The sequence below is a fragment of the Xanthobacter aminoxidans genome (assembly GCF_023571765.1).
GTDB classification, from domain to species: Bacteria; Pseudomonadota; Alphaproteobacteria; order Rhizobiales; family Xanthobacteraceae; genus Xanthobacter; species Xanthobacter aminoxidans.
Genome location: NZ_JAMJXC010000011.1, coordinates 86,652 through 107,931 on the forward strand (window position 1 = coordinate 86,652; position 21,280 = coordinate 107,931).

Consider the following 21,280-nt stretch of genomic DNA (forward strand, 5'->3'; position numbering starts at 1 on the left):
TCCGCTCAGGCGCCGCGCAGGCTTTCCTTGTTGCCTTCGCTCAGGCGCCGCGCGGGCTGGGAGCCTCGCCGCTCGCCTCGAAGGCGCGATAGGCGTCGTCCAGATCGTCGAAGATCATGTCCGGGCCGATTTTGTCGAGCAGCCCTGCGCGGTCGAGGAGGGTGCGCACCTCGTCGTGCATCTCGGCGATGCCGAACTTGAGGCCGCGCCGCTCCAGTTCCGCCCGCACCTCTTCCAGCGCCGCGGCGGCGGTGGAATCCACCTGCGTGATGGCGCTGGCGTCCAGCACCAGCCAGCGGGTGCCGTCGACCAGAGTGTCGGCGATGGCGTCGATGCGGCCCTGCATGCGGTCGGCATTGAAAAACAGCAGGTCGCCCTGGATGAGCACGATGGCGAGCCCCGGCACCTGCCGCGCATCGGCCCGCCGGTGCAGCTTGTAGAACCCTTCGTGCCCCGGCACCCGCCCGAGCAACGCGTCGCGCGGATACATCATCTTGTGCAGGAGGTAGGCGAAGGTCGCGCCGATGGCGATCAGCACGCCATTCAGCACCCCCAGGCTGATGGGCGCGAACAGCGCGATCATGGCGAAGACGAACTCGAAGCGGCTGATGCGCCAAAGCTCACGCAGCGCGGGGATGTCCACGAGGCTCAAAGCGGCCGAGATCAGGATCGCCCCCAGCGCCGGAATGGGCAGGATGGCCAGCGCCGGCTGCAGGAACAGCACGATGGCGAGCAGCGCCAGCGCCGCCACCACGCTGGCCAGCTGCGAGCGTCCGCCGACGCTGGCATTCACCGCCGTGCGGGAATCCGAGGCGGTGATGGGGAAGGCGGCGAACAGGCCGGCGGCGATGTTGGCGGCGCCGAAGCCCACCATCTCGCGGTTGGCATCCACCGGATATCCTCCGCGCTCGCCGAAGCTGCGCGCGGTGACGATGCCCGCCGCGAAGCTGACGAGGAAGATCGCCGCCGCGCCGATCAGCAACTGGTCGATCGCGGCCCCGCCCCCCGCCGGCAGCGCCAGCGCGGGAAGGCTGGAGGGGATCGATCCCACCACGGCGATACCGCGCCCCGCGAAATCGAACAGCGCGGAGAGCGCCACCGACAGCACCACCACCACCACCTGCCCCGGCACCGGCAGGCGCGCGCGGCGCACGAGATGGAGCACGGCGAACATGCCGAGCGCCAGCAGCAGCGAAGGCCAGTGCACTTCATGGGCCTTGCGCACCAGCTCGATGACCGGCGCGATCAGCCCGTCGCCGACGATGGGAATGCCGGTGACGCGCTTGAGCTGCCCGACGAGGATGGACAGCGAGATACCAGCGAAGAAGCCCACCAGAATCGGCCGCGACAGGAAGGTGGAGAGCACCCCGAGCCCCACCAGCCGCGCCGCGAAATAATAGCCGCCCACCACAAGGGCGATGAGGGCGGCGACCCCCGGCTTGTCCACGGCCGCAAGGTCCGGCATGCCGGCGAGCACGGCCGCGAGCACGGTGATGGTCGCCGCATCCGGCCCCACCACCAGCTGGCGTGACGGGCCGAACACCGCATAGGCGATCAGCGGCGCGATGGAGGCATAGAGCCCGGTCTGCGGCGGCAGGCCGGCGATGGCGGGATAGGCGATGGCGCTGGGCAAGCCCACCGCCGCGATGGCGAGTCCTGCCGCAACGTCCGTCTTGATCCAGCCCGGCCGATATCCGGCGAAACTCGCCAGCAGCGTCCGTGGGGCTTCTTGGGAGGACGCACCGTCCGCTGCCACCGGTCAATCTCCGTCCGCCGGCATGAACTCCGCCGGGCTGGCGGGACCATGCCACAGGCAGGGATGGCCCGGAAAGTCCGTCAAAACCCGGCGTCGCCCTGCTGCGCGGCGTGCCTTGCATCACGGGCTGCCGCTTCTAGAATCGCCGCGGGTGCCGCATCAACGCGGCCAGGCGGGGGCAGGAACGATGGTTCTGATCCGGCTGTGCAAGATCGCCCTCGTGGCGACGATCGCCGTCTTCTTCTCGCTGGTCGCCTTCGGCAACATCACGGACTACGGGACGAACTGGGCCTTCGTCCAGCACGTGCTGGCGATGGATACGATCTTCCCGGATTCCACGCTGCGGTGGCGGGCGATCACCGACGAACGGCTCCAGACCGCCGCTTATGTGGTGATCATCGCCACGCAGGCCGCCATCGCCCTTGTGCTGTGGACCGGCGTCGTGCGGATGCTGGCTGCGCTCCGCACACCCGGCTTCCGCCGCGCGCGGACGACGGCCGTGCTCGGCCTCACGCTGGGCCTCCTGCTCTACGGGGCCGGCTTCGTTGTCATCGGCGGCGAATGGTTCGCCATGTGGCAATCGAAGACATGGAACGGACAATCCACCGCCTTCGCCTTCATCGGCTGGATCTCCGCCGTGCTCATCATCCTCCTCCTGCCGGAGCAGGAGGAGGAGCGCTAACGACGCGAGGCCCGCAGCGCGGGCTTGGTCTTACTTCACCAGCGGGCAGTTGCCGGCCGCGATGGGGCGGAAGGCCTTGTCGGCGGGAACGGTGGCGATGAGCTTGTAGAAGTCGTAGGGCCCCTTGGATTCCGCCGGGCTCTTCACCTCGAACAGGTACATGTCGTGGATCGCGCGGCCGTCCGGACGCACCGCGCCCTTGCCGAACAGGGGGTCATCCGTGGGAATGGCCTTCATGGCCTCCACCACCTTGGCCCCGTCCTTGGCACTGCCCACCTTCTCCACCGCCTTCAGATAGTGCAGCAGCCCGGCATAGACGCCGGCATGGACCATGTTGGGATAGCGCCCGCCATTGGCTTCGGCGAAGCGCTTGGCGAAGGAACGGGTCTGGTCGTTCAGGTCCCAGTAGAAGGCTTCCGACAGGAACAGACCCTGCGCCGTCTCCAACCCCAGCGCACTGATGTCGTTCAGCACCATGAGCATGGCGACGAGCTTCTGCCCGGCCTTGACGATGCCGAACTCGGACGCCTGCTTCACCGCGTTGATGGTATCCGCCCCGGCGCTGCCGAGGCCGATGACCTTGGCGCCGGAGGCCTGCCCCTGGAGCAGGAAGGAAGAGAGGTCGGAGGTGCCGAGCGGGTGCCGCACGGTGCCGAGGATCTTGCCGCCGGCCGCCTTGATGGCCTCACCCGCGTCGCGCTCCAGCGCATGGCCGAAGGCATAGTCCACCGAGATGAAGTACCAGGTGTTGCCGCCGGCCTTGGTCACGGCGGTGCCGACCGTGTTGGCCTGCGCCCAGGTGTCGTAGGTCCAGTGGACGGTGTTGGGCGAGCAGTCCTTGCCGGTGAGGTCGGAGGTGCCGCCGCCGGAGATGATCGCCACCTTGTTCTTCTGCCTGGCGATGCCGCTGACGCCCAGCGCCACGGCGGAATTGGGCACGTCCAACACCGCGTCCACGCCGTCCGTGTCGAACCACTGGCGGGTGACGTTGACGCCGATGTCGGCCTTGTTCTGGTGGTCGGCGGCGACCAGCTCGATGGGCATTCCGGCGACCTTGCCGCCGAAATCTGCGATGGCCATCTTCGCGGCCACCACCGAGCCGGCGCCGGCGAAATCCGCCTGCACGCCGGCCTGGTCGTTGAGCACGCCCACCTTCACGCTCTCGGCGCTCGCGCCGCCGGCAAAGGTGACGCAGACGAGGGCTGCGAGCGCGGTGGAGGCCAGAGCGGCCCTCAGCGTCCCGGACCTTTCAGTCTTCTTGGGCATTTCAAACCTCCCGATCCTGTCTGTTCGTTCTTGTTGTCGTCTTCGTTCAGGGCCGCCTTGTTTGTCGTCGGCCCTCAGGGCCGCATGGGCTTCAGCACGGCACCCTTGGAGAGCGGCTGCACCATGGCCGCATACTGGCCGAGCCAGCCGCGGATCTGGCTGTGGTCCGGCGCGCGCCACACGGCGCGGCGGGCCGCCAGCTCGCTCTCGGAGACTTCGAGATCGACGCGGCGGGCGCCGATGTCGATGGAGATGACATCGCCCTCGGCGACAAGGCCCAAAGGCCCGCCTTCCGCCGCCTCGGGCATCACCTGGCCGATGGTGATGCCGCTGTTGAGGCCAGAGAGCTCGCCGTCGGTCACCACCGCAACGCCGGCTCCCAAGCCGGCCCCGATGAGAGCGGCCATGAAGCTCGCGGCGAACACGGTGCCAGGTCCCCCCTTCGGCCCGAGGCCGCGCAGCACCACCACGTCGCCGGGCTTGATGGAGTGGGTCTCCAGCGCCTTGATGGCGACCGCCTCGTCCTCGAACACTCGCGCCTTGCCAGAGAAGGTGCGCACCTCGGTCGGCACGGCGGAGACCTTCACCACCGCCCCGTCCGGCGCGAGGCTGCCGCGCAGGATGGTCAGGCCCGGCTCGTGGCGGAAGGGATCCGCCAGCGGACGGATGAAGGTGCGGTCGGGCTCCGGCACGTCGGCGAGGTTCTCGCCCAGCGTCTTGCCGGTGACGGTCATCACCGAGAGGTCGAGCACGTCGGAAAGCTCGCGCATCACGCCCCGGCAGCCGCCGGCACGGTCGAGATCCTCGATGCGATGGGGGCCGTTGGGCCGCACGGTGGTGATCTGGGGCGTGTCGTTCAGCGCCTCCAGTTCGGCCACGATGTCGATGTCCATCTCGGCTTCCGATGCAGTCGCCGCGAGGTGGCGCACGCAGTTCACCGAGCATCCCGTCGCCACCGCCACGCGCAGCGCATTGCGGAAGGCGGCGGGGGTGAGGATCTGACGGGGCCGGATGTCCTTGAGGATGAGATCCACAATGGCCGCACCCGCGCGGGCGGCATTCTCCATCAGCGCCTGCGAGCCGGCGCGGATGGGCGCGCTGCGCGGGAGGGCCATGCCGAGGGCCTCGGAGAGCACATGCATGGTGTTGGCGGTGGCGAGGCCCGCGCACACGCCCGGCCCGGTGATGGCGGTGCAGGTCATCGCCTTCAGGTCGGCCAGCGAGATGGACCCCGCCTTCAGCGAGCCGACGCTCTTGTAGACCTCCTCGATGTCCACTTCCTTGCCCGCGCAATGGCCGCCGAGCTGGTAGCCGCAGGGCAGCACCACGGAGGGTACGTTGAGCCGCGCCGCGGCCATGAGCTGGCCGGGGGTGGTCTTGTCGCAGGAGGCGAGCAGCACCATGCCGTCCAGCTCCGCGCCTTCCACCTGCACCTCGATATCGTTCACCAGCAGGTCGCGGCTCGGCATCAGGTAGCGCGCCTGACGGCCCGCGCTGGTGACGAAATCGGACGGCGCCACGGTGCGGATCTCGAACGGCAGGCCGCCGGCGTCGCGGATCGCCTGCTCCACCACGCGGCAGACATCGTCGAGATGCGCGTAGCAGACCGACAGCTTGCTGGAGCTGTTGACGATGGCGATCTTCGGCTTCAGCAGGTCTTCCTCGCTGTAGCCCATGGCGAGCCACTGGGCGCGGCGCACGGCCCAACGGGTGGTGCCGGGCTCGAAATTGCTGCGCAGCGTGGGCTTCTTCTGTTCGGCGTCGGACATGAAACGTCCCTGTCTCGTCAGTTGAGCTGGGCGCCGAGCGCGTTCAGCGCGGCACGGATGTCGGAGCCGGACGGCAGCGCCGCCGGGTCGTCGCAGAGCTGGTCGGCGACGAGGCCCATGGCCTGCCCGTAACCGAAGCACTGGGCAGTGACGCGGGCCGAGGCCATGGCCTCGTGCTCGGCCGAGAGGCAGCGCCCGGCCATCACGAGTCCCGAGCCGGTGGCGGGCAGGAAGCAGCCGAGGGGGATCTCGTAGTAGTCGTCGAGAATCCAGTGCAGCTTCGGCTTCTCGCCGGAATGCAGCTCAATGGGCCAGGGCGAGCGGCAGATGCCGTCCGCGCGCTTGCGGGCGGAGGTGACATCCTCGTTCTTCAGCAGGTCGCGGCCGACGATCTGCCAGGTCTGGCGGATGCCCACCTGCACGCCGGTGTCGTTGACGAAGGAGGCCTCGCAGCCAGTGATATGGTCGCGGATGAAGCGGGCGTATTCGCGCACCTGCTTGCGCCCCTCGATCTCCGCCTCGCTGAGGTCGGCCATGCGGGTGGCGTCCAGCTCGCGTCCATCGGCACCCACGATGCGGGTGGCGTTGCAGATCAGCTCGCCGGGGCGGGGCGTGGGGAAGAGGAAGATCTTGGCGCGCGGCAGGCGGTAGGCGCCGGAGGCGTTCAGCTCCTGGATGAGCGTCATCACCCGCTCGTCAAGGATGGAATCCGGCCCGTGCGCGGCGAGGAAGCGCGCCATATCCACACCGAGGATGCGGAAGATCATGGTGGGGTTCTGGATGGCGCCGTCGCGGCCCTTGGTGAGGGCACGGCCCGCCATGGCCGCCACGTCCGCGTCGCCCGAGGCGTCCACGGTGATCTTCGCCCGGACCTCCAGCGGCCCCTGCTTGGTGAAGGCGCTGACGCCCCTCACATGGTCGCCCTCGGCGAGAACGCCGGTGACGGTGACGTGGTAGAGCACGCGAATCTTGCCCTCGGCGCCGAGCAGCGCGTCACTCGCCTCGCGCCAGACCAAAGGATCGTGGACCCGCACGTAGGTCTTGCCATATTGCACCGGGCCGGTGAGCCCGCCGCGCGTTTCCATGGCCGCGATGAACTCGTCCACGAAGCCGTGCACCACCTGCTCCGGCTCGGCGTTGCGGCGGTCCGAGGCGGCATAGAGGCCGCAGATGGTGCCGGAGAGGCCAGCCACCGCGGCGCCGCCGCTGAAGCCGTAGCGCTCCAGCAGGATGACACGCCGCCCCTGCCGCGCTGCCGCGACCGCGCAGGCAAGGCCCGCCGCGCCGCCGCCGACCACCAGCACGTCCGTTTCCAGAACCTCCGCGGGCCTGACGTCGGGCATTTCCACCCATCCTTGTTTTTAATTGTTAGCGCTATCATCTGTTAGCGCTAACTAGTCTCTATTGTCAAGCGGCCGGCAGGCCATATGGTGAGCCGGGGCCAGTGGTGACGGAATCGGCGATGCGGCAGAAAAGGGGGGGACGGGCGGCGGGCGTCACCATGGAGGATGTGGCGCGGGTGGCGGGCGTCTCCGCCATGACGGTCTCGCGCGTTCTGCGCCAGCCGACGCTGGTGAACGCCGACCTCAAAGCCAAGGTGGAAGCGGCGATCCGCGAGACCGGCTACATCTACAATCTGGTCGCCTCCTCCCTCGCCTCCCAGCGCAGCGGCATCATCGCGCTGATCCTGCCGACGGTGGCGTCCTCCATCTTCACCGACAGCGTGAAAGGGGTCTCGGACGTGGCCCGCACCCACGCGGTGCAGATGATCATGGCGGAGACCAACTATTCCCCGGCGGAGGAGGAAAAGGTCATCGAGGCGCTGCTGCGGCGCCGGCCGGACGGCTTCGTCATCGTCGGCGTCTCCCACACCCGCGCCACGCGGGCGCTGCTGGAAAAATCCGGCGTGCCCGTGGTGGAGACGTGGGACAGCACGCCCACGCCCATCGACAGCCTCGTGGGCCTCTCCAACTTCGATGCCATGAAGGCCATGACCGAGGCGCTGGTGGCGCAGGGCTTCCGCCGCATCGCCTTCGTCGGCACCGCCACCCGCGACCGCCGCGCCCAGATGCGCGCCAAGGGCTACGAGGCCGGCATCGCCGAGGCCGGGCTCGGCGCGCCACTCATCCTCAATGCGGACGATCTCACCAGCATGGAGTCCGGCCGCATCGTCGCCGAGCGGGTCGCAGCGCTGCATCCCCGCCCCGACGCCCTGCTGTGCCTCAACGATGTGCTCGCGGCCGGCGCGCTGCTGGCCTTCCAGCGGATGGGCCTCGCTGTGCCCGGCGACATCGCGGTCGCCGGCTTCGGCGGGCTGGATTTCTCCAGCCACCTCAACCCGTCGCTCTCCACCGTGGACATCCCGCGCTACGAGATGGGCCAGAGGGCCGCCGAGATGCTGATCGGCCGCATCGCCGGCACCGCCGCGCAGGGCGGCACCTGCGAGATGGGCTACCGGATCGTGCTGCGCGAGAGCACCGGGGGCAGCCGCCCGGCCGAGGCTCAAGCCTCTTAGCCAGGGCGGCCTGATCCCGCGCTATCGCGGCGGATCGACCCCGATCCAGTGGCGCACCATCGGCGGCGCATCCCCCTGGTGGAACGAGAGCACCTCCGCCTGCACATCGGCATCGGCACGGGAGACCCGGCGATGCTGGCGCCGGTGCTCGGCCCAGGATTCCACCATGAACCACTCCAGCATTTGCTCGGGATCGGCGGAATCCTCGCTGACACCCCAGGCGTAGGCCCCGTCCCGGCGCCGCGCCGCCGAAAGGCGCTCCAGCGCCTTCAGGAACGCCTCCCGGTCCGCACGCGCCACCCGGTACTCGATCAGGATCAGCACCGGCCCCCGGTCATTGGGGATGGGCTCGGCCATCGCCGGCTCGGGCCAGTGCATGGAGGGCGTCAGATCGGCCTCGCCCGCGGGCAGCGGCACCCGGTGCATGATGAGGCCCACCACCGCGAGACCGCCGGCCGCGATAACCAGCGCCGCCTGCAGCCCTACCGCCTGCGCCACAAGACCCCAGGCGATGCTGCCGCCCGCCATCGCGCCGTTGAAGACCGTGAGATAGACGGCGAGCGCCCGCCCCCGCACCCAGTTGGGCAGGATGGACTGGGCGGTTGCGTTCAGCGTCGTCAGCGCGGTGATCCACGCCGCGCCCATGGCGAGCAGGATCGGCACCGCCAGCCAGCGCGGCGGGGCGAGCGCGAGGGCCACCGTTGCCACGGCGGTGACGAGCGAGGCGGCGAGGATGAGCCCGTCCGCCGAGAGGCGTCCGCGCAGACGCGGCATCAGCAGCGCCCCGCCGATGGCGCCGACGCCCACCGACCCGAGCAGCAGGCCGTAATAAGCCGCATCTCCCTTGAGCAGCCCGCGCGCGACCAGCGGCAACAGGGCCCAGACCGCGCTGGCGAAGGCGAAGAAAAAGGCCGAGCGCAGCAGGACGACATGCATCTCCTTGCTCGACCGCGCATAGCGCAGCCCCGCCCGGAACGCGCCGGGGAAACGCTCGCCCAGTTCATCCTGCGGCGTCGCGGGTCGCCGCCACCAGACGAGGGCGGCGATGACGAAGACATAGCTCGCCACGTCCGCCCCATAGGTCACCGCCGCACCGAAGGCGGCGAGCAGCACGCCGCCCAGCGCCGGCCCGATGGAGCGGGAGATGTTGATGCCAAGCGAGTTGAGCGCCACCGCGCTTTTCAGGTCCGAACGCGGCACCAGCTCCGGCACGATGGACTGCCAGGTGGGTGCCATCAGCGCCGCGCCGATGCCGCCGAAAAAAGTGAGCGCGATCAGCGAGGAGACCGTCATCAGCCCGGTCAGAGACAGGAGCATCAGGGCGCCGCTGACGCACGCCAGCCCGATCTGGATGGCGATGAGGAAGCGTCGCCGATCGAGGATATCGGACAGCACCCCGGCCGGCATGGCGAGGAGGAACACCGGCAGCATGGCCGCCGCCTGAATGGTCGCAACCGCCGCCGGCGAGGCGGACAGGTCGGTGACGATCCACGCGCTGGCCACGTCGCGCATGAAGCTGCCGGTGTTGCCGAGCACGGTCGCCACCCACAGCACGGCGAAGACAGGCCGCTTCAGGGGCGCGAAGGCACCGGGGGCGGCGGGCGCGGATGGCGGGGCTGGGGGATTTTCGCTCATGCTCGCTGTCCCTCCGTTTTGCCCGCAAGATCGTACCACGCCACCAGAACGAAGGCCCCGGCGAGGCCGAGATGCTCGAAGAAGGCGTTGGCGGCGGCAAAGCGCTCGGCTCCCGCCATGCCCCAGAAACGGTTGGCGAGCAGGCTCGCCGCTATGGTGAAGACGGCGAGCGCCAGCGCCCCGGCCCAGCGCAGCAAGCCGGAGAGCACCATGATCGGCGCGATGATCTCCAGCGCGATGACGGCGGCGGCGAGCGGGGCCGCCGGGGTGAGGCCGAAATGGGTCATCTCAGCGACGGCGCTCGGGAAATCCAGCACCTTCGTGAGGCCGCCCTGCAGATAGGCCGAGGTCAGCGCGAGCAGCGCGAACGCCCGCACCGGGCGCGGCGACAGAAACGGCCTCATGGACGCGGCGAGGCGGTCGGGAATGTCCGGTCCCATCCCTCAGAAGGCCCAGCAGGCGCAACCCAGCGCGCCGAAGAAGCCCTGCTGGTCTCCCACAGGCACGCTCGCGCCCCACGCCCCGGCATGGGCATGGCCGTGGACGCCGCAGGCCTTGGCGCAGCCGCAGGCGGCGGCGAAGGCGTATTTCTGCGTACTGTCCGCCTTGCGGGGCTGGTAGCCACCGAAGGTACGCACCGGCGACCAGTCCGGCATGGCCGGCGGCAGCGGCGGGGCGAGATCGCGGAAGGCGCCATCCCCATGTACCGGCACGCCGCCGAGCAAGGTGAGGACGGAGGTGATGTCCTGGATGCGATCCTCGGAGACGGAGAAATAGTCGTCCGAAAGCACCACCAGATCGGCGAGCTGGCCGTCCTTGATCTGCCCCTTCTTGCCCGGCTCGCTGGAAAACCAGGTATTGGCCTCGGTCCACAATCTCAGCGCATCTTCCCGGTCCAGCCGGTTCGCCGGCGGATAGAGGGAGAGCCCGCCCAGCGTGCGGCCCGTCACCAGCCAGGACAGCGAGACCCACGGATTGTACGAGGCGACGCGGGTGGCGTCCGTCCCCGCGCCCACCGGAATGCCGGCGTCCAGCATGCGGCGGATGGGCGGGGTGCGCTCGGCCGCCTTGGCGCCGTAGCGATCGACGAAATATTCACCCTGATAGGCCATGCGGTGCTGCACGGCGATGCCGCCGCCCAGCGCCGCGATGCGGTCGATGTTGCGGTCGGTGATGGTCTCCGCATGGTCGAAGAACCAGTTGAGGCCCTTGAGCGGCACGTCGGAATCGACCTTCTCGAACACGTCGAGCGCGCGCGAGATGGTCTCGTCATATGTGGCGTGCAGGCGGAACGGCCAGCGGTTCTCGGCCAGCAGCCGCACCACCGGCTCGAGGTCGCCTTCCATGGCGCCGGGAAGGTCCGGCCGCGCTACCTGGAAGTCCTCGAAATCGGCGGCGGAATAGACCAGCATCTCGCCGGCGCCATTGTGGCGATAAAGGTCGTCGCCCTGCCCCGGCGTGACGGTTTTCGACCAGCCAGCGAAGTCCGCAAGCTCCGCCTTCGGCTTCTGGGTGAAGAGGTTGTAGGCGATGCGCACGGTGAGGTTTCCCTCCCGGTGCAACTCCTCGATGACGGAATAGTCCTCCGGATAGTTCTGGAAGCCGCCGCCCGCATCGATCACCGAGGTGACACCGAGGCGGTTCACCTCGCGCATGAAGTGGCGGGTGGAGTTCTTCTGGTACTCGGGCGGCAGCTTCGGCCCCTTGGCCAGCGTCGCATAGAGAATGGTGGCGTTGGGCTTGGCCACCAGCAGGCCGGTGGGATTGCCGTTGGCGTCGCGGATGATCTCGCCGGCGGGCGGATCGGGCGTGTCCTTGGTGTAGCCCACCACGCGCAAGGCGGCGGCATTGAGCAAGGCACGGTCGTAGAGGTGCAGGATGAAGACCGGCGTGTCCGGGGAGACAGCGTTGATCTCCTCCAGCGTCGGCAGGCGCTTCTCGGCGAACTGGTGCTCGGTGAAGCCGCCCACCACGCGCACCCATTGCGGGGCGGGCGTAACGGCCACCTGCCGCTTCAGCATGTCCATGGCGTCGGCGAGGGAGCGCACGCCGTCCCAGCGCAGCTCCATATTGTAGTTCAACCCGCCCCGGATAATGTGCATGTGGCTGTCGATGAGGCCGGGGATGACCCGCCGGCCGCCGACATCGATGATCTTCGTCGTCGTGCCGGCGAGACGCATGGCATCATTGGTTGGGCCGACGAACACGATCACGCCGTCGCGCACCGCCACCGCCTCCGCCGTGGGATTGGTGCGGTCGAGGGTGGTCATCTTGCCGTTGAACAGGATGAGGTCGGCGATCTCGCTCATGGTGCGCGCCTTCTGCTGGGGGCGACGAGAATAAAAGCTCAGGATTTGGGAGGGGTCGTGTCGCCCGAGGCAGGCGCATCCGCCGCATCGCGCCGGCCCGGAAGCTGGCCCAGCACATGGTCCTTGCAATCGGCAAGGCCGATGGCCCGGGCGAGGCCGTCGCCATTCGCCAGGTGACGCGCGACGGGCAGGATCTGCTCGCCGACCAGAATGCCGAGCAGCCCCAGCAGCGCCACCACCGGCGGGGCCGGGGAGCGCACGTTGATCAGGCTGTAGACGACACCGACCAGCAGGCCGGCGCCCAGCGAGGCGAGATAGAGCTTCATCGGCCCTCCGGAGGTTCGAACATCCGGCGCCGGCCGGGGGGAGGCCGGCGCCGGAAGGAGATCACGCCTTGATGAAGGCGAGGAGGTCGGCGTTGATCACGTCCGCATGGGTGGTGCACATGCCGTGAGGATAGCCGGGATAGACCTTCAGCGTGCCGTGCTTCAGCAGCTTGGCGGAGAGCAGCGCGCTGTCAGCGATGGGGACGATCTGGTCGTCATCGCCGTGCATCACGAGGGTGGGCACCTCGCACGCCTTCAGGTCGGCGGTGAAGTCGGTCTCGGAGAAGGCCTTGATGCCGTCGTAATGGGCCTTGGCGCCGCCGGTCATGCCCTGCCGCCACCAGTTCCAGATGGCGCCCTGGGAGACCTGCGCGCCGGGACGGTTGAAGCCGTAGAACGGGCCGGTGGGCACATCGAGGAAGAACTGGGCGCGGTTGGCGGCGAGCGCCTTGCGGAAGCCGTCGAAGACCTCCATGGGCAGGCCGCCGGGGTTGGACTCGGTCTTCAGCATGATGGGCGGCACCGCGCCGATCAGCACCAGCTTCGCGACACGCGCCTTGCCGTGCTTCACGGTGTAGTGCAGCGCCTCGCCGCCGCCGGTGGAATGGCCGATGTGCACGGCGTTCTTGAGGTCGAGATGGTCCATCACGGCCGCGGCGTCGGCGGCGTAGTGGTCCATGTCGTGACCGTCACTCACCTGGGTGGAGCGGCCGTGGCCGCGGCGGTCGTGGGCGACCACGCGATAGCCGTTGTTCACGAAGAACAGGAGCTGCGCGTCCCAGTCGTCCGAGGACAGGGGCCAGCCATGGTGGAACACGATGGGCTGGGCGGTCTTCGGACCCCAGTCCTTGTAGAAGATCTCGACGCCGTCCTTGGTGGTCACGCTGGGCATGGGTTGAACTCCGTGGGGGTGGGAGGCTGCGAAGGCCGCGGCGGGAAAGTCGAGGCCGAGTGCGGCGGCGAGCGCCGCGGTGGCGCCGGCACCAAGCACGGTCCGGCGCGAGACAAGGGGGAACTGTTCCGGGAGGCGCTCGCCGCCCGGTGCGTCATTGTCAGTCATGGGATTTGGTCCTTCAGTGCCCTTCGGAGGCGCCGAACATGGTCTTGGCGTAGATGATGCCGAGGCCGTAGGCGCCGCCGTAGGTCTTGGCGATGCCGGTGGTCATGTCGTAGGTGGCGGTGCGGGCCCAGTCGCGCTGGAGCTCCAGCAGATATTGCAGCGAGGTCATGGGACGCGCGCCGGCCTGGATCATCCGCTGCATGGCGCGCTCGTGCGCCTCGTCGGAGACGTCGCCGCAGGCATCGGCGATCACATAGACTTCAAAGCCCTGCTCGATGGCCGACAAGGCAGGGCCGACGATGCACACGCCGGTCCACAGGCCGGAGAGCACGATGCGGCCCTTGCCGATCTCGTTGACACGGGCGATGACGGCTTCGTCCTCCCAGGTGTTCATGGAGGTGCGGTCGAGCAGCTTCTCGCCCGGGAACGCCTCGGTGATCTCGGAGAACATGGGGCCGGAGAAGCTCTTCTCGGCCACCGTGGTCAGGATGGTGGACACCCCGAAGCCGGCGGCGGCGCGGGCGACCAGAGCCGCGTTGTTGCGCAGATTCACGGCGTCGATGGACTTGGTCGCGAAGGACATCTGCGACTGAAAGTCGATCATGATGAGCGTATGATCCTTCGGCGAAAGAAGCATACTGCCGGGGGCGGCGACAGCGTGGGGCACGGTTGCATCTCCTGTGTGAAAGCCGGGGCGAAGCTAGCGCCCGTTACGGGCTGAGACCATTAGTTACTGGCGGGATACCGGGCAGATCCATGAATTTCCAAGACAAGATCGATCCTCAGGCAGACAAGGCGTGCATGGCCGAGCCCCTCCTGAAGTTCTTCGCTCAGGAGTGGATGGCTCATGTGGTCGCGGCACTGTCGCGCCACGGCACGTTGCGGTTCGGACAGCTCCGGCGAAGCTTGCCGGGGCCGATTTCGGCGCGCGTTCTCTCTGCCCGGCTCAAGGCACTTGAGGCCGGGGGATATGTGACACGGCGGGAGATCGAGGGGCGGGTCCGTCAGGTGGAATACAGGCTGACGGACTCGGGTCGCGCCATCGACCTTCTTCTGGTGCAGGCGGAATCTGCGCTGTACCTGGAAGGCACGGTGGGCGCGCTGACTAACGAGCGCTGACCGCACCCACCTTCGCTGGTGGATCGCAGCATCTGGAGAACTTGAGCGAGGCAGTGCTCATCGGTTCGATCCCTTGCCGGAAGGCCCGAAGCGGGGCTGATGGGGCGGACTATGGCGTTGCAGCTGGAGCCCGTCTTGCCGAAAAGCCCGCATCCTTGAACGATGGGATTTCCCGAAGGCGCCCCCGCTCGTTCAATGGCCGCGCCGCCACAGCCCCGGCGCCGATCCGGTGAGGCGCGTGAAGGTGCGCGTCATGTGGCTCTGGTCGGAAAATCCGCAGATGATGGCGATATCCGCCAGCGGCAGGCGCGAACCGACGATGAGGTCCCGCGCCCGCTCCACCCGCAGGTGAAGCATCCACTGGTAGGGCGTGAGCCCCGTTTCATCCCTGAAGCACTTGATGAAATGGCCGCGCGAGACGCCGCAGGCGGCAGCGATGTCGGAGATCAGCACGTTGCCGTCGAGCCCCGCAGCGAGCCGCTCCTTGGCGATGGCGAACTGGCGTGGCGAGAGACCGCCGGGAATGCGCACCGCAGCGCCGTGATAGCGCGTGGCGAGATGGGTCTGGATGGCAGAGACCACCTGATCCAGGAACAGAGGCACCTGCCGCTCCGGCGCATCGAGCATGGGCAGAAGCGCCCGCGAGAGGTGCGCCAGCACAGGGTCTTGCGTGCCGGGCGTGCAGGAGACGCACTCCGCCAGCGGCAGCCCCATCTCGCTGAAGGTCTGGTGCAGCGCCGCGTGGGAGATCTCCAGCAGGAAGAAGTCGAACCCCGTCTCGATGTCGGCGCGATAGGTGTCAGAGAAGGAGCGGACGTAGCAGCTGTCCGGCTCGAAATCGTACGCGGTCGCCACGCCGTCGCCGAAGATGCGGCGGCGGTGCCCGCCGGAGAGGGCAACACCCATCAGCAGGCCCCGACCGCTCGGCGGGGTTTCGACCCGGCTCGTGGCCGCGCCATCATGCTGCTTGCGGTAGACGACGAAGCCGGTGCCGACCAGCTCCCTCTCGTCCTCCAGCGCGGCGACGGAACAGCCGAGGCTGTCGCGCCGGGTGATTCCGCCTGGTGCCGCCGTGTCTAAACGGGCCATCTGAAGCCTCGGGGCTGGCTTGCTGGTGCGCGAAACTACACCAGAAGCGGGACGGGTAAAATGAAGCGGCGCTGACTTAGGCTATAGACAAAGGTTTAAAGCCGGCGCCCGTAGGCGGGCGCCGGCTTCCGACCGTTCAGCCCGGGATCAGCTGGGTCACCACCGCCGACAGGCCGATGCCGAAGGCGGCGGCGCCGGCGAGCCGCGGGGCCAGAGACGTGGGGGTCCAGGCGCGGCCCGACGCGACGAGGGCGACACCCGCGCCGATCACCGACTGCACCACCGCGAGGCCGGCGAGATAGGCGACGAGCTGGGTCGGCTCGGCACCGACGATGGACTCGCCATAGGCGTAGCCATGGAACAGGCCGGCGATGGCGAACAGGCCGATCCAAACCCCGCGCGCAGGCTTTTCCCGGCCGGCGGCGAGCAGGCCGCCGATGGCTACCACGCTCAGCGCGATCACCGTCTCGGCGAACGGCAGATTCACAAGCTGCACATGCAGCATGACGCCGGCAATGGAGGCCACCACGAAGGCCACCGGCACGAAGGCGCCGAGCCCCATCACTCCGGCGATCAGGCCGGCGGCGACGATGAAGCCGAGATGGTCGAGCCCGATCACCGGATGGGCGAGGCCTGAGATGAAGCCTTCGCCGAAGGTCGCCGGCAGCCGCCCGCCCATGGCGTGGTGCGCTTCCGCATTGGTGGCTGCGAGGAGGGGAACGAGGGACAGGAGCGCGATCCTGCTGACGAAACGGGACATGATGTTCTTCCTTGCTCTGGATGGGTTGGAAAGGGGGGCGGTCCTCAGACGGGGCTGCGCTCCGGCAGGAGCAGCGCCTGCCGGATGCGCGCCGCGCACAAGGCGGAGGCGTAGGCGAAGCAGGCGCCGAGGATCATGGAGAAGGGCACCAGCAAGAGCGCGTTGCGGCCCGTGAGGGACAGCATCGCGGCCGGCGTGAAGGCATCCGCGTTCTGGGTGAGGAACGCGAAGGTCGCTGCGTAGCCGTAGGTCACGGCCGGGATAGAGGAGAAGGCCGGGATGTAGGCGGTGAGGATGTAGAGGGCGATGGACAGCCCGACGATGACGGCGCCCACCGTCGGCCCCGGCGCGAGGGTGGCGAGGACGAGCCCTGTCGCCCACGCCACCGCGACGCCGAACACGTTCGAGACGATGGTGGTCCGGAACGCCGCGGCGTCGCCGCCCGAGTGGAAGAAGCACGCCCAGGCGATGAACGCCGCCCAGATGAGGAACGCCTGCGTGGACAGGAACAGCCAGGTGCACAGGCCTCCCAGCACGCCGACGCTCAGGGCCAGGGAAATGATCATGTGGAAGCCTCCGCTGAGGCGGTGAGACAAGCCTCTCCCGTTCCGGCGCGCGGGTGGCGCGCCGGGGGCAAGAGACGACGGTAGGTTGACGGCGATGGATGGCTGGCGTGGCGGCGGACCCGATGCGGCCCGCCGCCCGGCTCAGATCACCTCTTCGCGGGTCCGGTGGAGGAATTCCTCCGTCCTGCGATCCAGCTCCTCGGCGCTGACGAGGCCGCGCTCCAGAGCGAGCTTCTCGAACGCCGCCAGCCACTGCTGGTAGTAGTTCCAGGTCTCGTCATCGGGGGCGTGGGACTTGTCCCAGGTGCCGATGGTGCCGATCAGGCTCTGGCGGAAATCCTCCCACTGGTAGGCCTTGGCCTCGGCGAGGGCGAGGGCCATGCCGAAGGCGCGGCCCTGCCAGGGCTCCTCGAACTGGAGGCTCTCGCAATTGCGCGGGATGGCGCCCCGCCCGTCGAGCGATTCCACATAGATGTCCATGGCGACGATCCCTTCAGGCGGAGACGAGGCCGAGGCCCTGCATGGCCTCGGTGGAAACGAGGGCGGCGAGCTTTTCCTCGGGCCAGCCCTCGGTGCCGGCGGGCCGCTCGGGGATCACGAAGTAGCGCACCTGCGCGCTCGAATCCCAGATGTCGATCCTTTTGTCCTCGGGCAGGCTCACGCCGAAATCGGCGAGCACGCCGCGCGGCTCGCGCACGATGCGGGCGCGGAAGACCGGATCCTTGAACCAGTAGGGCGGCAGGCCGAGCAGCGGCCAGGGCCAGCAGGAGCACAGGGTGCAGCAGACCACGTTGTGCGCGGCCGAGGTGTTCTCCACCACGCGCAGGTTCTCGCCCTCGATACCGTCCTTGAGGCCGAGTTCGGCGATGGCCTTGTTGGCGTCGGCGAGCAGGCGCGCCTTGAAGGCCGGATCGGTCCAGGCCTTGGCCACCACCTTGGCGCCGTTGAACGGCCCCATCTCGTGCTCGAAGAAGCGGATGACGCGATCGACCGTGTCGATGCCGATCATGCCCTTCTCGCGGAACAGGGATTCGAGGGCCTTGGTGCGGGCGGCGTAGTAGCTCTCGCTCTCCCGCAGGTGGTGATGATGTTCGTGATCGTGATCGTCGCTCATGATTTTCCGCTCTGGCTATTGGGCGCGAGGCTGGTTGTTGTGATGAAGAATGAGATCAGGCGGCTTCGAGATAGACTTCGAAGCAGTCGTTGTAGAGAACGTCGCCCTTGTCCGGGATGTCGGACCACAGGTCCCGCGTCTTGAACTTGACGAGATAGACCGGCTGGGTTGTGGAGATGCCGTCGGTGGGCACGTTGTCGGCGTAGAGATAGGCGCCCTTGTAGACGGTATCGATCACGCCGACCTTGTTGCGCAGATAGCCGGGCAGCCGGGTGTGGACCGCGGGCGGCATGTCCTTCACGCGCACCTTGTCGCCGACCTTGAACAAGGGATCGACCGCCACGTCCCGATAGGGGTTGGCACCGGTGTAGAAATACTCGATCACCCGCTCGGTGACGGCGTTGTCCCCGGAATTGGGGAGCGGCGCGTCGGGGTGTTCCAGGAAGTGCTTGGTGCGTTCCTCAAGCTCTTTTTCGGAAATATAGTTTTTCGCCACAAGGAAATGGCACATGCCGCCGAGCCATTTGATGTAGTAGCGATACTTGAAGTAATCGAGCGGGCTCATGCCTTCGGCGAGCACCCGAAGATCCGGCCAGGCCCAGATGCCGGTGCCCATCATGGTGGTGTGGACCGCGAAGAGCTGGGCCTCCCACGGCTCCACGAACACGCGCTTCTCGACGGCCACGGGGCCGAGATTCTCGATGCCCCCGAGGAAATGCTGAACTTTCATGCCGACGCCTCTCTCTGCCATGCCTGCGATCCCAGGCGGATCGCCAGCCTCGGTTGATCCGCCCCTGCCGCCGCGACGGGCGGCCCGCGGAGCGGCGGAACACGAGGAGCCAGGCTTTCAAGGCCGACGAAGATGATCGCCAACGCAAAAAAGCCCGTCAGCACCTCGCTGCGGGCGGCTTTGCCACTGATCCATAAATCATGCTGGCGGCGTCTTGATGAGCGTCCTTGCTCGACGACCGTGAAAACAGTGCGACGCAACAAAAGAACTGTCAAGCGCGAATTTTCAGGTGCCGACTTTAGCGCGGAAGCCACGATTTCAATCGGAGATACAGGCACTGACGCACCGCGCCCCGCTGCTCCCGCCATTTATTCCCCGATTGAATGCGGGCCAGCCACATTTGCGCTTGACACATCGCCGGCGCACAGTCAGGCTAATTCGTAGGCGATAGGCAAGGATGCCTATTAAGTCGCCATTTGCGAACAAACATTCGGGACAGACCCCGTGGCGATGCAGCCCTCAGGCCGAACGGCCCGAGGGCGTTTTTGTTTGCGGCAAGGCCAGTTCAAACAAGGCCACTTGCGGCGGGCGGGCATCGACCGGGGCACCCGGGAACGGATACCTGCGGTGAGGGAAATGGCGAGACCCAGCTATCGGATCGGCCTGATGTTCTCCACCACGGGGCCCTACAGCACGGTTGCCGGCGCCATGCTCAATGGCGCGCTGCTCGCCGTGTCGGAGATCGGTGAGGCGGGACCGGTCGAGCTGGTGCCCGTCGTCGTCGATCCGGGCGGCGATCTCGCGCGCTATACGGCGCTGAGCGGCCAGCTTCTCGCCGAAGGGGTGCGCCATGTGGTCGGCTGCTACACCTCTTCGAGCCGCAAGGAAGTCATCCCCTGCTTCGAAAAGCATGACGGGATGCTCTGGTATCCGTCCCACTACGAGGGCTTCGAGAGCGCCGACAATGTCGTCTACACAGGCGCGGCGCCGAACCAGCACATCCTGCCGCTGATCGACTACCTCATGTCCACCTTCGGCGACCGCGCCTTCTGCGTCGGCTCGAACTATATCTGGGCGTGGGAGAACAGCCGCATCCTGCGCGAGACGGTGACGGCGCGCGGCGGCACGGTGGTGGCGGAGCGCTATCTCCCCGTCGGCGAGACGGACCTGCGCAAGCTCGTGGATGCGGTGATCGAGGCGCGGCCCAGCTTCGTCTTTTCGTCGCTCATCGGGGTCAGCGGCCTCGCCTTCCTCAGCGCGCTGCGCCATGCCTGCCTTGCGCGCGGCATCGACCAGCCGGGCACCATGCCGGTGGCGAGCTGCAATCTCTCCGAGCCCGATCTCGACGAGCTGGAGCCGGAGGCCCGCGACGGTCACATCTCCTCCAGCGTCTATTTCTCGGCCCTGCACAACCCGGTGAACGATGTCTTCGTCTCCCGCCACGCCGCAGCCTATCCCTCAGCGCCTTTGACCTCGGCGGATGCGGAAGCCTCCTACATCGCGGTGAAGCTGCTGGCCGGCGCGCTGGCCGAGGCGGGCACCGACGAAATCCTCGCCGTGAAGGCCGCGGTGGCGCGCCAGCGGCTCGCCGCGCCCCAGGGCGACGTGTGGGTGGACGCGGAGACGATGCACTTGCACCTCACGCCACGCATCGGCCGCTCGCGCGGCACGGAATTCGACATCATCCGCGAGGAGCCGGCGCCCATCCGGCCCGATCCCTATCTGGTGCGCTCCGCGCCCACCGACAGCTGGTTCGCATCCGCGCCGCGGCTGCGGGTCGCCAAGTAAGGAGCGGGCGAGCCATGTCCCGCAACCTCCTCCAGAACTTCCGCGGCGCCCGCGCGCTCATCATCGCCTCCGGCGAAGGCGGCATCGACACGCTGGAGAGCGTGCTCGGCAAGCTCGGCCTCTTGGTCGCCCGCTCGGAGGCGCCGGAGGCGGGCCGCCATCTCGACCTCGCCTCGGTGGAGGAGCGCGCGGACCTGCTCTTCATCGACGGCGACCTCGACAGCGTGCTGCCCTGCGACCTCGGCGCGGCCCGCACCCCGCCGGTGCCGGTGATCGGGCTGGTCGGCATCGAGGCGCCGGGCCGGCTGAAGGCGTTGATGAACCAGGGGGCCACGGCCTTCCTGCGCAAGCCGGTCTATGCCGGCGCCGTCTACACCACGCTGTTCCTCGGCGTGAATCAGTATCTGCTGCGCAAGGAGATGGCGAGCGAGCTGAACGCCCAGCAGGATCGCCGCCGCCGCCGCAAGGCGGTCATCAAGACCATCCTGCTGCTGATGGAAGAGCACCAGGTGGATGACGACGAGGCCTATGTCATGCTCCGCCGCGACAGCATGCGCCGGCGCCAGAGCCTTGAGGATTATTGCGAGGACTACATCTCCGGCCGGTCGAAGCTGACCGCGTCCTCGCCCGAAGCCGAGCCGCGCACCGCGGCCCGGCGCTGACCTTACAGACCCACATCACGACGGAGCCGCACGGCTCCGCGCACGTGGCAGCTGCCAGCGACGCCAGCCCGCCCGCAAGGAGAAGGCCCATGTCCCGGCATCCCATGTCCCGGCAGCACGCATCACGGCCCCTG

General features: G+C 68.1%; 22 protein-coding genes. 5 read left to right on the forward strand and 17 right to left on the reverse strand.

Annotated features, from left to right (window positions below):
- Positions 1-40 precede the first annotated feature (40 nt).
- Complete coding sequence (locus tag EJ105_RS17015; protein ID WP_394042425.1) at positions 41-1,756, reverse strand: SulP family inorganic anion transporter; 1,716 nt, start codon at positions 1,754-1,756, stop codon at positions 41-43.
- 187 nt (positions 1,757-1,943) lie between these two features.
- Between EJ105_RS17015 and EJ105_RS17020 the strand changes: the two genes are divergently transcribed.
- A complete protein-coding gene (locus EJ105_RS17020) occupies positions 1,944-2,438 on the forward strand; it encodes a DUF2165 family protein (protein ID WP_029555640.1) in 495 nt (164 codons plus the stop codon).
- 30 nt (positions 2,439-2,468) lie between these two features.
- Here EJ105_RS17020 and EJ105_RS17025 read toward each other — a convergent pair whose 3' ends face one another.
- The 3 genes from EJ105_RS17025 to EJ105_RS17035 form a co-directional block, all read right to left on the reverse strand.
- Positions 2,469-3,704 carry an ABC transporter substrate-binding protein gene (locus tag EJ105_RS17025; protein ID WP_250167272.1) on the reverse strand — a complete coding sequence of 412 codons (1,236 nt, stop codon included), beginning with the start codon at positions 3,702-3,704 and terminating at the stop codon, positions 2,469-2,471.
- Between the two features lie 74 nt (positions 3,705-3,778).
- Positions 3,779-5,473, reverse strand: a complete 1,695-nt coding sequence (gene ilvD / locus EJ105_RS17030; protein WP_250167273.1) for a dihydroxy-acid dehydratase — start codon at positions 5,471-5,473, stop codon at positions 3,779-3,781.
- 17 nt (positions 5,474-5,490) lie between these two features.
- Positions 5,491-6,816, reverse strand: a complete 1,326-nt coding sequence (locus EJ105_RS17035) for an FAD-dependent oxidoreductase (RefSeq protein ID WP_250167274.1) — start codon at positions 6,814-6,816, stop codon at positions 5,491-5,493.
- A gap of 119 nt (positions 6,817-6,935) precedes the next feature.
- Between EJ105_RS17035 and EJ105_RS17040 the strand changes: the two genes are divergently transcribed.
- A complete protein-coding gene (locus EJ105_RS17040; RefSeq protein ID WP_038225349.1) occupies positions 6,936-7,988 on the forward strand; it encodes a LacI family DNA-binding transcriptional regulator in 1,053 nt (350 codons plus the stop codon).
- Positions 7,989-8,009: 21 nt separating this feature from the next.
- Here the strand turns inward: EJ105_RS17040 and EJ105_RS17045 are convergent, their stop codons facing one another.
- The 6 genes from EJ105_RS17045 to EJ105_RS17070 all read right to left on the reverse strand — a co-directional run bounded on the left by EJ105_RS17045 (position 8,010) and on the right by EJ105_RS17070 (position 13,955).
- Positions 8,010-9,623 carry an MFS transporter gene (locus tag EJ105_RS17045; protein ID WP_250167275.1) on the reverse strand — a complete coding sequence of 538 codons (1,614 nt, stop codon included), beginning with the start codon at positions 9,621-9,623 and terminating at the stop codon, positions 8,010-8,012.
- Positions 9,620-10,027: a DoxX family protein gene (locus EJ105_RS17050; protein WP_250167276.1), complete on the reverse strand. Its 408-nt coding sequence runs from the start codon at positions 10,025-10,027 to the stop codon at positions 9,620-9,622. Before EJ105_RS17050 ends, EJ105_RS17045 begins: the two co-directional genes overlap by 4 nt.
- 39 nt (positions 10,028-10,066) lie before the next feature.
- Entirely contained in the window at positions 10,067-11,932 is a 1,866-nt protein-coding gene (locus EJ105_RS17055) for an amidohydrolase (protein WP_250167277.1), read from the reverse strand.
- Between the two features lie 38 nt (positions 11,933-11,970).
- Complete coding sequence (locus tag EJ105_RS17060) at positions 11,971-12,258, reverse strand: XapX domain-containing protein (RefSeq protein WP_029555648.1); 288 nt, start codon at positions 12,256-12,258, stop codon at positions 11,971-11,973.
- 61 nt (positions 12,259-12,319) lie between these two features.
- Positions 12,320-13,150, reverse strand: coding sequence for an alpha/beta fold hydrolase (locus EJ105_RS17065; RefSeq protein WP_305852723.1), 831 nt, complete (start codon positions 13,148-13,150; stop codon positions 12,320-12,322).
- A gap of 181 nt (positions 13,151-13,331) precedes the next feature.
- Positions 13,332-13,955: a hydrolase gene (locus tag EJ105_RS17070; protein WP_209490211.1), complete on the reverse strand. Its 624-nt coding sequence runs from the start codon at positions 13,953-13,955 to the stop codon at positions 13,332-13,334.
- Positions 13,956-14,074: 119 nt separating this feature from the next.
- Between EJ105_RS17070 and EJ105_RS17075 the strand changes: the two genes are divergently transcribed.
- Positions 14,075-14,437, forward strand: coding sequence for a winged helix-turn-helix transcriptional regulator (locus tag EJ105_RS17075; RefSeq protein ID WP_051678803.1), 363 nt, complete (start codon positions 14,075-14,077; stop codon positions 14,435-14,437).
- A gap of 192 nt (positions 14,438-14,629) precedes the next feature.
- On the opposite strand, the gene EJ105_RS17080 is transcribed toward EJ105_RS17075, so the two are convergent.
- The 7 genes from EJ105_RS17080 to EJ105_RS17110 all read right to left on the reverse strand — a co-directional run bounded on the left by EJ105_RS17080 (position 14,630) and on the right by EJ105_RS17110 (position 18,971).
- The gene (locus EJ105_RS17080) at positions 14,630-15,526 is read right to left on the reverse strand and encodes a helix-turn-helix transcriptional regulator (RefSeq protein WP_250167279.1); all 897 of its coding nucleotides are present in this window, start codon (positions 15,524-15,526) and stop codon (positions 14,630-14,632) included.
- Between the two features lie 136 nt (positions 15,527-15,662).
- Complete coding sequence (locus tag EJ105_RS17085) at positions 15,663-16,286, reverse strand: HupE/UreJ family protein (protein WP_250167280.1); 624 nt, start codon at positions 16,284-16,286, stop codon at positions 15,663-15,665.
- A gap of 44 nt (positions 16,287-16,330) precedes the next feature.
- A complete protein-coding gene (locus EJ105_RS17090; protein WP_250167281.1) occupies positions 16,331-16,852 on the reverse strand; it encodes a DUF1097 domain-containing protein in 522 nt (173 codons plus the stop codon).
- A 141-nt stretch (positions 16,853-16,993) separates the two neighbouring features.
- Positions 16,994-17,332: a nitrile hydratase accessory protein gene (locus EJ105_RS17095; protein WP_051678805.1), complete on the reverse strand. Its 339-nt coding sequence runs from the start codon at positions 17,330-17,332 to the stop codon at positions 16,994-16,996.
- 13 nt (positions 17,333-17,345) lie between these two features.
- Positions 17,346-17,966, reverse strand: a complete 621-nt coding sequence (nthA, locus tag EJ105_RS17100; RefSeq protein WP_029555656.1) for a nitrile hydratase subunit alpha — start codon at positions 17,964-17,966, stop codon at positions 17,346-17,348.
- Between the two features lie 55 nt (positions 17,967-18,021).
- Complete coding sequence (gene nthB / locus EJ105_RS17105) at positions 18,022-18,696, reverse strand: nitrile hydratase subunit beta (protein ID WP_029555657.1); 675 nt, start codon at positions 18,694-18,696, stop codon at positions 18,022-18,024.
- The gene (locus EJ105_RS17110) at positions 18,693-18,971 is read right to left on the reverse strand and encodes a hypothetical protein (protein ID WP_156026243.1); all 279 of its coding nucleotides are present in this window, start codon (positions 18,969-18,971) and stop codon (positions 18,693-18,695) included. Before EJ105_RS17110 ends, nthB begins: the two co-directional genes overlap by 4 nt.
- Before the next feature lie 361 nt (positions 18,972-19,332).
- On the opposite strand from EJ105_RS17110, the gene EJ105_RS17115 reads away from it, so the two are divergent.
- A complete protein-coding gene (locus EJ105_RS17115; RefSeq protein WP_250167282.1) occupies positions 19,333-20,484 on the forward strand; it encodes a transporter substrate-binding domain-containing protein in 1,152 nt (383 codons plus the stop codon).
- Positions 20,485-20,498: 14 nt separating this feature from the next.
- Entirely contained in the window at positions 20,499-21,146 is a 648-nt protein-coding gene (locus EJ105_RS17120) for an ANTAR domain-containing response regulator (protein WP_029555659.1), read from the forward strand.
- The last annotated feature ends 134 nt before the right edge of the window (positions 21,147-21,280 follow it).

Coding starts and splice junctions, on each gene's coding strand:
- EJ105_RS17055 (WP_250167277.1), bottom strand. CDS start 11,932: ATGAGCGAGATCGCCGACCTCATCCTGTTCAACGGCAAGATGACCACC.
- ilvD (WP_250167273.1), bottom strand. CDS start 5,473: ATGTCCGACGCCGAACAGAAGAAGCCCACGCTGCGCAGCAATTTCGAG.
- nthB (WP_029555657.1), bottom strand. CDS start 18,696: ATGAAAGTTCAGCATTTCCTCGGGGGCATCGAGAATCTCGGCCCCGTG.
- EJ105_RS17065 (WP_305852723.1), bottom strand. CDS start 13,150: ATGCCCAGCGTGACCACCAAGGACGGCGTCGAGATCTTCTACAAGGAC.
- EJ105_RS17025 (WP_250167272.1), bottom strand. CDS start 3,704: ATGCCCAAGAAGACTGAAAGGTCCGGGACGCTGAGGGCCGCTCTGGCC.
- EJ105_RS17115 (WP_250167282.1), top strand. CDS start 19,333: ATGGCGAGACCCAGCTATCGGATCGGCCTGATGTTCTCCACCACGGGG.
- EJ105_RS17095 (WP_051678805.1), bottom strand. CDS start 17,332: ATGGACATCTATGTGGAATCGCTCGACGGGCGGGGCGCCATCCCGCGC.
- EJ105_RS17040 (WP_038225349.1), top strand. CDS start 6,936: ATGCGGCAGAAAAGGGGGGGACGGGCGGCGGGCGTCACCATGGAGGAT.
- EJ105_RS17090 (WP_250167281.1), bottom strand. CDS start 16,852: ATGATCATTTCCCTGGCCCTGAGCGTCGGCGTGCTGGGAGGCCTGTGC.
- EJ105_RS17070 (WP_209490211.1), bottom strand. CDS start 13,955: ATGCTTCTTTCGCCGAAGGATCATACGCTCATCATGATCGACTTTCAG.
- EJ105_RS17080 (WP_250167279.1), bottom strand. CDS start 15,526: ATGGCCCGTTTAGACACGGCGGCACCAGGCGGAATCACCCGGCGCGAC.
- nthA (WP_029555656.1), bottom strand. CDS start 17,966: ATGAGCGACGATCACGATCACGAACATCATCACCACCTGCGGGAGAGC.
- EJ105_RS17050 (WP_250167276.1), bottom strand. CDS start 10,027: ATGAGGCCGTTTCTGTCGCCGCGCCCGGTGCGGGCGTTCGCGCTGCTC.
- EJ105_RS17120 (WP_029555659.1), top strand. CDS start 20,499: ATGTCCCGCAACCTCCTCCAGAACTTCCGCGGCGCCCGCGCGCTCATC.
- EJ105_RS17035 (WP_250167274.1), bottom strand. CDS start 6,816: ATGCCCGACGTCAGGCCCGCGGAGGTTCTGGAAACGGACGTGCTGGTG.
- EJ105_RS17085 (WP_250167280.1), bottom strand. CDS start 16,286: ATGTCCCGTTTCGTCAGCAGGATCGCGCTCCTGTCCCTCGTTCCCCTC.
- EJ105_RS17060 (WP_029555648.1), bottom strand. CDS start 12,258: ATGAAGCTCTATCTCGCCTCGCTGGGCGCCGGCCTGCTGGTCGGTGTC.
- EJ105_RS17020 (WP_029555640.1), top strand. CDS start 1,944: ATGGTTCTGATCCGGCTGTGCAAGATCGCCCTCGTGGCGACGATCGCC.
- EJ105_RS17045 (WP_250167275.1), bottom strand. CDS start 9,623: ATGAGCGAAAATCCCCCAGCCCCGCCATCCGCGCCCGCCGCCCCCGGT.
- EJ105_RS17075 (WP_051678803.1), top strand. CDS start 14,075: ATGAATTTCCAAGACAAGATCGATCCTCAGGCAGACAAGGCGTGCATG.